The sequence below is a fragment of the Gilliamella sp. Bif1-4 genome (assembly GCF_001690535.1).
GTDB lineage: Bacteria > Pseudomonadota > Gammaproteobacteria > Enterobacterales > Orbaceae > Gilliamella > Gilliamella bombi.
Map to the genome: position 1 here is coordinate 1 of NZ_LZHC01000031.1, position 11,411 is coordinate 11,411.

An 11,411-nucleotide genomic window follows, 5' to 3' on the forward strand; every position below is an offset into this window, starting at 1 on the left:
GTCTATGTAGCGACTGGTTTGCCTAGCAATCACTTTTCGTCCATATAAATCGATAATCACCGACAAATATAACCAACCTTCACCCGTTTTAATATAAGTAATATCGGTTACCCATGTTTTATTAGGCTTATCAGGATTAAATTGCCTATCTAACGTGTTGGGCGCAATATTGTGATGAGCCTTGTCTGTTTTATGCTTGAATTTACGTGCTGCTTTACTCCGTAATCCCAATTGTTGCAAAACACGGCTAATTGTCCTTTCTGAAACTTGATAGCCTGCTTCTCTTGCATCATGAAGCAGGCTTGGCGCACCCAAACGGGCTTTATGTTGCCAATACTGCTTTTGGATATACTCGCTGAGTTTAACTGATTTGTTTGCTCTTTTTAACCAAGCATAATAACCCGATGAACTGACACCAAGTAATGAGCATATCCTAGTAACGGGATAGCAGGTTAAATGATTTTTCATATAAGCGTACTTCATCGACTTGGATTGTTGATGAAGTACACATGCGCCTTTTTTAGTATATCATTAGCCATTTTCAGTTCTTTAATCTCTTTTTCTAACGCCATAATCCGCTGTTGCTCAGCGGTTAACTCTCGACGGCTGGTTTTATTCGGGGAAAGTTGCCTAATCCATTTATCTAGGGTTGATTTACCCACACCTAGATGATTGGCAAGTTCGCTGATAGAAAGGTGTGCATTAGATAACGCATAATCCACTGATTGTTGTTTGAATTCGATATTAAATTTTTTGACCATGATATTTGTCTCCTATGATTTTTGTTTATACCATAGAGGCAACTTTTGTCCACTTTTTTGGCGAGGATCAGACCAATTACCCGAAAGTGAAAAGACAATCATATTAGTGGAAAAAGGGGCAAGATTAACGCAAGCGTCACCATCTGCTGGACGTTTAAGTGCAGGAATGGGAATTCATTTTACTGGTGATACCGAGAGTTACTATATTAAGGTCAAAGCATCCTATACCTTTACTATTCCCTCAATATCTTTTGATGCGTTAAGAACACGCCCGTTATTAAACACAGATGTTGGCAAAGTGAGTACGGGCGTTAATGGAAAAATACACCCTAAAGACAAGCAACCACAATGGTATAGCTTAACGTCGAAAGATAAAGAGTATTTAATCAATACTTACCTATCGCGCTATCCAGAATTAACCCTATCAGCTATTCCTGATATCGTTGAACTGATTAGTAATGGAAAGGGGCAAGAGATTACGTTACCGAGTGTGTATTCTAAGCCAGTGAAGGATGACAATTTTTTCACTATTCGGTTTATTATTGAGAATAAGCCGTACTGGATAGAATCGGATAAGGTATTACACCTTAAAGGACAAGATGGGCAACTGACTTCAAGCATAAGTTACTGGAATAACTTCCCGTTATCATTCGATAGCCGCTCTCCGTCTATTCAGGAAAAAACACGTACTACGGTATGTTACCCTAGAGCTGTGTCCCTGAGTTTGTTAGCGCGTGAAGGTCTGATAGCGATAGATGAAGAAAAGGCAAAATGGGTACAAGTGACGGCACTTGATGAGCAAACTTTCCCGATACAAGGTTGGGTGAATATAAAACAAAATGTGCAAGCACATATAAAACTTGTTAGCCCTTGGCACTGGACTGGTTTTGAAACGATAGAAGAAAAAGCCACGGTAGGAGAATTATCAGACAAGCTAGGCAAGAATAACGTAGCTAAATTGGATTTAGCCGATTACACGCCGGCGATGCGGGCACTGCATCAAATTTTGACAGGCACCCTGATTTATTCAACCCAACGAAAAAAAGACCTACCGCCCCCTACTTTTACGGATAGCAATTTAAAAGAGGGGTTACGCAGAAGCTGGACAGCGGAGCAGATAGGGCATTTACTGGTAAGATATGAAAGTGAATGGTATGCAGATGCAGCGTTAAGCAAATGGAATGAGATAGATGAGCTGTTTGAAGAAGAAAAACGGCAACAAAAAGCGCTTATAGAAGAAGGATTAGATAACCTCGGCATAACCCGACCATATCAGCGTGATTTTGCCATGGAAAAAGTGGACGAAGCACATGAACATGTCAAATCAAACTGGCAACGAGAAAAAGAAGAGCGCATCAAACCGTCACTGTGGTGGCAACAAGTGGCACAAGCCCAAGCACAAGTTCAAAACCAAACAACCAGCACCGAACAAAGCGATGCTGATACCAATTCCCCTAAACTGACCAACCTATCAACTGACGGCAAGGCGTGGTTTATTCATCCGATTGCGATGATTGATTATTTTAATGTTAGAAGTACTGAAATTATTTTCCCATTAAAAGTAAAACCAATAAACAATTTTGATATGCAATTTGGTAAAAAATTTAATTGGACTAAAAATGATAATCAAACAATGTTTGGATCGAATCGTAGTGGTGGTAAAAGGAAACATGCGGGACGAGATCTATATACCGAACCTAACGCAGAAATTGTTGCAGTATGTGATGGTGTTGTATTAGATATTAGAGATTTTTATTGCAAAACTCATCAAATAACGGTTAAGCATCATACCAATAGTGGACGAGAATTCATTATTCGTTATGGTGAAGTAGATAAGTCAAGTATTAAAAACCTCAAAGTTGGCGATTCTGTTAAGCAAGGTGCTATACTAGCAAAAACAGGTAAGTTGCTAAATAATGACGATACCCCATTAATGGTATTATCCGGAAAAATTATTTACATGTTACATTTAGAATATTATTCAGGTGAAAGCGGATTAGATTTGAAAAAACCATTAAGTAATAAAGCGAATAAACCTTATGAAAGACGCAAAGATTTATTAGATCCACTGGAGCTTTTAAAACAGGGATATCGAAATTCATTTGGGGCAGACCCTCAATAAATTAGGAGTGGAAAAATGAAAAAATTCTTGTTTGGATGTATTTTACTGTTTTTAGTGCCATATTTTACTTATGCGTCTAATGATAATCATTATTATTTGTTAATAAAAGATAAAATAAATGTAGAAAGTAAAGAAAAGAAATGGTTAGCCAATATTTTAAATAATTTTATTGTTGGTGATGAACAAAAAATTAAAGTGTTAGGTTGCAATTTTAAGAGCTTTAAGGGGGATAAAGAAAGTATCTATAATCAGTTGACCAAACTTAATATCTTTGAGGATTATGATGAAGATTTAAAAAAATATGATCTATCTTTGAATAAGTTTAATAGATTGTATTTTATTGATTCTTCTAATCTATCGGAAATGTGCATTGGCTTTGATTATGAGATTATCATACTACTTAATAATAATGAATTAATGATTCCTTATAATAAACATTTGATTTTTTATAAGCAATTAGCTATTACAGATGAAAATAAAATAAATAATTTTAAACGTAATGAAAATTGTCTTGAAACAAAATATTTTGAGATGGAGTCAACTAAAGTTTGTTACTATAAAAACATGACAATATTGGATGTATATGAAGTAATGAGCTTTAATCCTTCAAACGTATTTAGAAAAAAAATCAAACTGGGGGAAGATTTTTCAAGTATTTACGAAGATGATTATATGAAAGTTGAAGTTGAATATAAGTGGAAAGGGAAAAATAAGCTAGAGATTGTACAATATTTTGATGGCGGAGTAACTTATTACACATTTATTAATCAAGAAAATAGAACAAAATTAATAACTAAACTTTCGCCAGATTAAGAAATGATACAAAATGGTAGCTTTTAGTGGGTTAAGGTTACCCGCCGGCAATAAGCAAAGTCTGCCGATACAAGGTTGGGTGAATATAAAAGACAATACGCAAACGCATATCAAACGGCGTAGTCTATGGCACTGGTCGGGTTTTGAAACGATAGAAGAAAAAGCCACGGTAGGAGAATTATCAGACAAGCTAGGCAAGAATAAGGTAGCTAAATTGGATTTAGACGATTACACGCCGGCGATGCGGGCACTGCATCAAATTTTGACAGGCACCCTGATTTATTCAACCCAACGAAAAAAAGACCTACCGCCCCCTACTTTTACGGATAGCAATTTAAAAGAGGGGTTACGCAGAAGCTGGACAGCGGAGCAGATAGGGCATTTACTGGTAAGATATGAAAGTGAATGGTATGCAGATGCAGCGTTAAGCAAATGGAATGAGATAGATGAGCTGTTTGAAGAAGAAAAACGGCAACAAAAAGCGCTTATTGAAGAAGGATTAGATAAACTTGGCATAACCCGACCATATCAGCGTGATTTTGCCATGGAAAAAGTGGATGAAGCACATGAGTATGTCAAAACAAACTGGCAACGAGAAAAAGAGCAGCGCATCAAACCGGCACTGTGGTGGCAACAAGTGGCACAGGCACAAGCACAAGTTCAAAACCAAACCGCCAGCACCGAACAAAGTGAGGCTAATTCCTCTAAACTGACTAACCTATCAACTGACGGCAAGGCATGGTTTATTCACCCGATTGCGATGATTGATTATTTCAAGATAATTGATAGGAAAAGAAATTGGGCTGAAAGTCCGTTTGCTTTATTATTAGGAAAAGTGGAATCTAACAATGATTATTCAGCCTATAATCAAACTAAACCAAAATTAAAAGCTTTTTTTAATACCAATTTAACATCTATGACAATAGAAGAATTAATTAATAAGCAAACAAAAAGAGAAATATTTGCTGCAGGACGTTTTCAAATAATTCCTCAAACTTTAAAGGCTGCTGTAGCTTATTTGAAATTAGATTTATCACTTAAGTACAATAAAAAAACACAAGATATTTTATTTGAAGAATATTTGATAAAGATTAAAAGGAAAAACATAATAAAATATTTAGAGCATGATGGCGATATTGAAGATGCAATTTATGATTGGGCTAAAGAGTTTGCATCAGCAGGAGTACGTAAAGGTAAAACGATAAGTGGGGGACGAGTTGCTGCTTTTGAAGGTTCATCATATTATCAAGGTGATGGGCTGAATTCGGCCCATATACTACCAGATCAAATGGTTAAGGTATTAAGAGAATCGAAAAATGGGAATGGGAGATAAATATGAAAATATTTAAGTATGCTATTTTATGTTTCTTTATATTTTTAGTTAGTCACTCTCTTGCTAATCAAATTAAAAGTAATACCGGTTTAAATTTTGATGATTTTTCTATTGAAACCAAAACAAAAATTAAAAATGCAAATTTTGCTTATCATTATTTAGTTAAGGTTTATGGATGTGGTGGAGGGGCAATTTGTGGAGAGATTAGAAATTTGCTTTCTAACAAAATTATTGGGTTACCTAATGCTTATTTAATAGAAGATGAAAATGGAGAAAATGGGTTTTCAATAGAATACCATTTAAATAGTAGTTTGATTATTATTTCTGGAATAATAGCAGATCCCGATGAAAACGAAAGTAAAGAAGGTTATAAAAAAAGATATTATAATTTTATTAATAATAGATTAGAGTTAATTAGTTTAAGTAAAGAATAAGAGAGCCTTACAAAAAGTATATACAACTTTCCTTTATAAATTGTTTTTTGGTGGAAATCAGTTTATAAAAATTAGAAATTTCATTCTGATCCAGAAGATACTATAAGAAAAAGAAGAATAAAAACAGCAACAAAAAGAGATTATCGAAGCGGAATTAACCGACAGGGGGCTAACCCAGCCTTATTAGCAAGATTTTGCGTTTAACAAAGTGGATGAGGTCCACCAATATATTAAATCAAACTGGCAACGAGAAAAAGAGCAGCGCATCCACCCCTCACTTTGGTGGCAACAGGTGGCATAGGCACAAGCAACCCAAACCGCCAAGACCAATACCGTCGCCCTTTCTAACCTATCTGCTGATAGTAAGGCATGGTTTATTCATCCGGATATCGATGTTATGACCGAAATATCTAAAAAAATAGAAAATCGACAAACCATAAAGGAAAGGCTTTAGATATACACTTTAATAAAAATGGGGTTAGGACGAGATCATGTGATGATATGAATAAATTGAGAAAAGATATTTTTAATAAATATTTAGGTGCAAAGTGGGATTGGTTAGCCGGTCAAGAAAATATGTTTAATTTAGAGTCTGCCAGAAAAAAAGGAGCAACGAGTTGGGTGCATTATGATGTAAGGCAATTTGATCAAATTTTTTTAAAGGATGAATATTTTTGTAAAGATTCTGAAACATTGAATGGTAAGCCATTGGCTTCACTTTTGTTATGAAATAATTAATTAATAATTTTAGGACATATTTTATGATAAAGATCTATATTAGTTATTTGATATTTTGTGTATTCCCTTTTTTTGCATATGCACAAGAGCCCCTTATTAAAAATAATATAAACAAAAGTATACCTCGAAATAATAAAAATCTCTGTTTTGAAAAAAGCACAGACATTTTACCATTAAATAAAATTTATAAAAATGTGAAATATAATTTAGCCAACAATGAAAATTGTAAAATTGAAGATTTAGAGTCATGGAATTGTGAAATAGATTTTCGTTATATACCTATACCTTCAAAAAATGACATTAATGTAATTTTAGTGCCACAGGATTGTGGAGATTTTCCTTACAGACTTTATTTATTAACAATAAAAGATAATCAAATACGATCAGATTTATACGTTGAAGGTGAATGGTACGAACCTGGAAATAATGAAGATCTAGTTGAAAAAACACATTTTACCATCTCAACGGATTTTATCATTACCGTTACAACAGAATATGATAATAATTTAACAATTAAGCATTATGATTTAGATCAAAATGGATATATTAGAGAAAAAACCAATGATAATTAAATTATTAACAATAAAACCAACATAATGTTATTTCAAACCGTTAAGTAAGTTAAAGGAAGTGGGTAATAAGGTTAAATCAGGAGATTTAATTGGCTATACAGGCGATACAGGTAATGCTGAAAATGTCGTTAATCCTCACCTACATTTTGAAATTGCAATGAACCCAATATATAACCGATCTGCGACAAACAATAAACAAAAAGATAGATTAGCCTACAAAATCAATCCGGCATTCTTTGTTAATTTACAGACAATAGATAAAGATAAGCAGACAAAAGTAAAAGAGAGAAGAGAAGAGGAAGAATGGGCTAGAAGAGAAAAAGAAGCGAAAGCAAAACAGCAACGCACAAAACAGAAATAAATTAAGGAATAATGAAATGAATTATATCAAGTCTATTTTACTTATAATATTATTAATACCGACAATTAGCCAAGCAGAATTAAGTCGTATTTACACGGGTACCATTGGTCAAAATAAAGTTGAATTTTATTTTGAATATGATTTTGCTATTTATATTGATAATAAAGATCATCAGGTTAAGAATTTTGATATAAGAAATAGTAGTTATTCGACTAAATTTAAATCTAATGATGTAAAATCATTAGATAAAATAGTGATTGAAAATGTTGATTCTCTTGATTCTGGACCAGAACAGCTAACAGGCTATACCTTTAATGGTGATAAGGTAAATTTACAAAAAACATTTGAATATCATGAATACGATGAACATTCATTACGCGAAGTAGAATTTAATAATATAGATTATTTACAAGAAAGTAGCACTAAAGATTTTTATTTTAAAGTGGTAGTATCTAAGAAAAAAGGGGAAAAAGCAGAAATTGTGGGGATCAAAATTTATAGTAAACATGATGGTCGCCTTATTCAAACTATTACCGGTATACAAGGATGCAAGTTTAATTCTTATGTTAGTATTAAAGCGCATAAAGACTTTGATTTTAATTTTAATGGTGATAATAATGATTTTTATCTGACTAAAAATAGAAATTATGGTCCTAATCGAATAGCAGATTACTACGCTTATGACAAAAAACAACAACAATTTGTTAAATTAAATCTCGATGGTAATGGTTTTCGTTTTGCTCATGAAGAAAAAGAGGCCACTAGCTACAAAACCTGCCCGGGTAAAAAAGCAAATGACGAAATATCGCTAATCGATGATTTTCAATACATAGGTAATAATCGTTACAAACGGGTCAAAACAGAATGCCTGTATAAATCGGGACAGTATCTAAACAAAGAAAGTAACCAATTTGAATATAAAAAAGAAAGAGCGTGCAACCCCAAAGAAATAAAAGCCTGTCGAAATTATATTGATACTAATGATTATGATGATTATTAATGGTACTGAGCTAATTATATAGCTGGACTTATTTGTAATGGGAAGGACCAATATACCACGTTACTGGATGTGTATCGATGATAATTTTTTCACTATTCGGTTTATTATTGAGAATAAGCCGTACTGGATAGAATCGGATAAGGTATTACATCTTAAAGGACAAGATGGGCAACTGAGTTCAAGCATAAGTTACTGGAATAACTTCCCGTTATCATTCGATAGCCGCTCTCCGTCTATTCAGGAAAAAACACGTAATACGGTATGTTATCCTAGAGCTGTGTCCCTGAGTTTGTTAGCGCGTGAAGGTCATCTAGCGATAGATGAAGAAAAGGCGAAATGGGTACAAGTGACGGCACTTGATGAGCAAACTTTCCCGATACAAGGTTGGGTGAATATAAAACAAAATGTGCAAGCACATATAAAACTTGTTAGCCCTTGGCACTGGACTGGTTTTGAAACGATAGAAGAAAAAGCCACGGTAGGAGAATTATCAGACAAGCTAGGCAAGAATAAGGTAGCTAAATTGGATTTAGACGATTACACGCCGGCGATGCGGGCACTGCATCAAATTTTGACAGGCACCCTGATTTATTCAACCCAACGAAAAAAAGACCTACCGCCCCCTACTTTTACGGATAGCAATTTAAAAGAGGGGTTAGGCAGAAGCTGGACAGCGGAGCAGATAGGGCATTTACTGGTAAGATATGAAAGTGAATGGTATGCAGATGCAGCGTTAAGCAAATGGAATGAGATAGATGAGTTGTTTGAAGAAGAAAAACGGCAACAAAAAGCGCTTATTGAAGAAGGATTAGATAAACTTGGCATAACCCGACCGTATCAGCGTGATTTTGCTATGGAAAAAGTAGACGAAGCGCATGAACATGTCAAATCAAACTGGCAACGAGAAAAAGAAGAGCGCATCAAACCGTCACTGTGGTGGCAACAAGTGGCACAAGCCCAAGCACAAAACCAAACAACCAGCACCGAACAAAGCGATGCTGATACCAATACGCCTAAACTGACCAACCTATCAACTGACGGCAAGGCGTGGTTTATTCATCCGGTGGCATTATTTAATTTATTTATAAAAAGTTTTAGGCATGTCAGTTATGAACAATTATCGACAATTATGTCAGGGTGTAATTCAGAAATAATAAAAACATTTTTACCATTTATTAATGATACAATGGAAATATTTGATATAAAATCGCCATTAAGAAAAGCACATTTCTTAGCACAAATAGCTCATGAGACTGGGCAATTACGTTATATGGAAGAAATAGCGAGTGGTAAAGCTTATGAAGGAAACAGAAGTTTAGGAAATATATTAGAAGGAGATGGCATAAAATTCAAAGGGCGAGGACTTTTACAACTTACTGGACGCAATAATTATACTGCATGTCAAACGTATTTAAGAACACTAAAAAAATATCATAATTTAGATATCACTTCATCTTTAGAAAATGCTAAAAAAGTAGCAAGTGATCCAGAGTTAGCTTCTTTGGTATCTGGTTATTATTGGTTAAAAATAAAGCCCAAATTAAATATTAAAGCAGATGAAGATGACTTGTATTGGGTTTCAGTATATGTCAATGGTTGGAAAAAACAAGATAATCCCTATTATCCCAATAAGGAAAAAGAGCCTAACAATATGGCACACCGTGCCGAAATGTTAGAAATTGCAAAGAAAGCTTTTGGAGTAAATTAATAATGAAATTTTTACTTTTTCTTTCTATCTTTTTTATATCAAAAATTTTTGCTAATCCTATTTTATTAATAAATGAGAAAATTGGATTGAAGGGGGTATTTGAAAATAAAAATTTAATATTAACATTAGATATTAGTGATAAAAATGATATAACTGGATTATATAAAATCGGGGACCAAGATTCGATTAACATGTTAAACGGCAGTATCATTAATAAAAGCATTCAATTAGAATCAGAAAAAATTGAACGTAACAAATTTTCTTCAATACATTTAGATATAAGAAATAATCTTTTTAATGGAGATGGGACAATTAATGGGGAACAATACCCATTGATTTTAAAAAAAGAAAGTATCTCTTATAAAGAGATTATATCAAGTATAAAGATAGAAGCTATTAATGACAATGATTACGAATTAGTGATTGTTGTAAATCAAAATGAACAAAGATTACGTTTTTTTTCTTTAGAAGATGAAATAAATATTATTTTTGAAGATTTAAATTTCGATTCTTATCCTGATATTAGAGTTTCTGAAAATTATGGCGATGTTAATATAAGTTACTCTTATTTTCTCTATGATCCCAAAACATCCATTTACCGTTATTCTAAACAATTGTCTAATAATATTATTAACCCAAAGGTGTTATATGAAAATAAAGTATTAATAGGTCAATCTCATGACGGATGCTGTTTTTATGAAAAATCAATGCTGTATCACAATAATCTTTATAAATTTAGCTTTAATTACCTTAAAAATAAAGGGGAAATGATTCATTATAATGACAAAAACAAAGTAATAAAAAAAACTTCAATTAATAAAGTCAAGTTTGAAAATGCTCCATTAATAAAAATGATAGACAATAATTTATAAACTTAACTTAAAATTAAAGTGTTTTATATTAAACATTATATAGTTTCTGTTCAGCTATGGGGGCTGCGTAAACAAGGTATAAAGCAAATTACCAAAGAACAATTCAATGCGGTGTTACGAACAAGCTGGACAGCGGAGCAGATAGGGCATTTACTGGTAAAATATGAAAGTAAATGGTATGCAGATGCAGCGTTAAGCAAATGGAACGAAGTTGATGACCTATACCTTAAAAGATGAGGATGGTTTATTTCTTGATGTCTATCCAAATCGGTGAAAATATTGGTTATTTCATTTTTCATGGTAAGGAAAACAAACGTGTCTCTCTTATGGGGTTTATCCTGAGATAGATATCCAAAAGGCACGTCATTTACGGGCATTTACCAAAGAGAAAATCGCTAAAGGTATTGACCCACATTTATCAAACAAGAGCAGAAAGCTGATTCATTCCCTGATGAGCTAATAGTAGAAGACTAAACGACATTTAAACAATTTGTACTACGCTGGCTGGAATTCAAATTAAATGCCAACCCCCGCCAAAGAAAAAAGGAATAAAGGGCATGGTAGTACTGAAGTTGATCCTCGCCAAAATATTAGACAGTGCCCGCCTCTATCATTTTTTCGTTTTGGTAATATTGTTGTTCATATTGTTCAGGTGATACCCAGCCATTGGCTGAATGACGGCGTATCCGATTATAAT

12 protein-coding genes and 2 pseudogenes are annotated in these 11,411 nt (G+C 33.6%); 12 read left to right on the top strand and 2 right to left on the bottom strand.

Annotated elements, in window-relative coordinates:
- The coding region (locus tag A9G25_RS05945; protein ID WP_141674942.1) for a DDE-type integrase/transposase/recombinase at positions 1-483 on the bottom strand (483 nt) is incomplete at its 3' end.
- Positions 480-761, bottom strand: coding sequence for an IS3 family transposase (locus A9G25_RS05950; protein ID WP_065625218.1), 282 nt, complete (start codon positions 759-761; stop codon positions 480-482). The genes A9G25_RS05950 and A9G25_RS05945, both read right to left, overlap by 4 nt.
- Between A9G25_RS05950 and A9G25_RS12305 the strand changes: the two genes are divergently transcribed.
- From A9G25_RS12305 to A9G25_RS13350, 12 genes and pseudogenes are all read left to right on the top strand, one after another.
- On the top strand, positions 760-2,883 hold the full coding sequence (locus A9G25_RS12305) for a M23 family metallopeptidase (RefSeq protein ID WP_141675016.1): 2,124 nt from the start codon (positions 760-762) through the stop codon (positions 2,881-2,883). The genes A9G25_RS05950 and A9G25_RS12305 overlap by 2 nt on opposite strands.
- Before the next feature lie 15 nt (positions 2,884-2,898).
- Positions 2,899-3,696, top strand: coding sequence for a hypothetical protein (locus A9G25_RS05960; RefSeq protein WP_065626176.1), 798 nt, complete (start codon positions 2,899-2,901; stop codon positions 3,694-3,696).
- Between the two features lie 13 nt (positions 3,697-3,709).
- The gene (locus A9G25_RS05965) at positions 3,710-5,029 is read left to right on the top strand and encodes a hypothetical protein (RefSeq protein ID WP_065626177.1); all 1,320 of its coding nucleotides are present in this window, start codon (positions 3,710-3,712) and stop codon (positions 5,027-5,029) included.
- Between the two features lie 2 nt (positions 5,030-5,031).
- Entirely contained in the window at positions 5,032-5,463 is a 432-nt protein-coding gene (locus A9G25_RS05970) for a hypothetical protein (RefSeq protein WP_065626178.1), read from the top strand.
- A gap of 501 nt (positions 5,464-5,964) precedes the next feature.
- Positions 5,965-6,192 (top strand): hypothetical protein, encoded by a 228-nt coding sequence (locus tag A9G25_RS05975; RefSeq protein WP_065626179.1) that lies wholly within the window; start codon positions 5,965-5,967, stop codon positions 6,190-6,192.
- Positions 6,193-6,224: 32 nt separating this feature from the next.
- Entirely contained in the window at positions 6,225-6,773 is a 549-nt protein-coding gene (locus tag A9G25_RS05980; protein ID WP_081297167.1) for a hypothetical protein, read from the top strand.
- A gap of 55 nt (positions 6,774-6,828) precedes the next feature.
- Positions 6,829-7,134 (top strand): annotated as a pseudogene (locus A9G25_RS05985) (M23 family metallopeptidase); the annotation flags it as partial.
- A 16-nt stretch (positions 7,135-7,150) separates the two neighbouring features.
- On the top strand, positions 7,151-8,134 hold the full coding sequence (locus A9G25_RS05990; RefSeq protein WP_065626181.1) for a hypothetical protein: 984 nt from the start codon (positions 7,151-7,153) through the stop codon (positions 8,132-8,134).
- 37 nt (positions 8,135-8,171) lie between these two features.
- The gene (locus A9G25_RS05995; protein ID WP_141675017.1) at positions 8,172-9,842 is read left to right on the top strand and encodes a glycoside hydrolase family 19 protein; all 1,671 of its coding nucleotides are present in this window, start codon (positions 8,172-8,174) and stop codon (positions 9,840-9,842) included.
- A 2-nt stretch (positions 9,843-9,844) separates the two neighbouring features.
- A complete protein-coding gene (locus A9G25_RS06000) occupies positions 9,845-10,714 on the top strand; it encodes an XAC2610-related protein (protein ID WP_065626183.1) in 870 nt (289 codons plus the stop codon).
- Positions 10,715-10,732: 18 nt separating this feature from the next.
- A complete protein-coding gene (locus A9G25_RS06005; protein WP_065626184.1) occupies positions 10,733-10,951 on the top strand; it encodes a hypothetical protein in 219 nt (72 codons plus the stop codon).
- A 79-nt stretch (positions 10,952-11,030) separates the two neighbouring features.
- Positions 11,031-11,174, top strand: a pseudogene (locus A9G25_RS13350) (hypothetical protein); the annotation flags it as partial.
- Positions 11,175-11,411 lie beyond the last annotated feature (237 nt).

Coding starts and splice junctions, on each gene's coding strand:
- A9G25_RS12305 (WP_141675016.1), top strand. CDS start 760: ATGATATTTGTCTCCTATGATTTTTGTTTATACCATAGAGGCAACTTT.
- A9G25_RS05980 (WP_081297167.1), top strand. CDS start 6,225: ATGATAAAGATCTATATTAGTTATTTGATATTTTGTGTATTCCCTTTT.
- A9G25_RS05975 (WP_065626179.1), top strand. CDS start 5,965: ATGAATAAATTGAGAAAAGATATTTTTAATAAATATTTAGGTGCAAAG.
- A9G25_RS05965 (WP_065626177.1), top strand. CDS start 3,710: ATGGTAGCTTTTAGTGGGTTAAGGTTACCCGCCGGCAATAAGCAAAGT.
- A9G25_RS05990 (WP_065626181.1), top strand. CDS start 7,151: ATGAATTATATCAAGTCTATTTTACTTATAATATTATTAATACCGACA.
- A9G25_RS05995 (WP_141675017.1), top strand. CDS start 8,172: ATGGGAAGGACCAATATACCACGTTACTGGATGTGTATCGATGATAAT.
- A9G25_RS05970 (WP_065626178.1), top strand. CDS start 5,032: ATGAAAATATTTAAGTATGCTATTTTATGTTTCTTTATATTTTTAGTT.
- A9G25_RS05960 (WP_065626176.1), top strand. CDS start 2,899: ATGAAAAAATTCTTGTTTGGATGTATTTTACTGTTTTTAGTGCCATAT.
- A9G25_RS06000 (WP_065626183.1), top strand. CDS start 9,845: ATGAAATTTTTACTTTTTCTTTCTATCTTTTTTATATCAAAAATTTTT.
- A9G25_RS05950 (WP_065625218.1), bottom strand. CDS start 761: ATGGTCAAAAAATTTAATATCGAATTCAAACAACAATCAGTGGATTAT.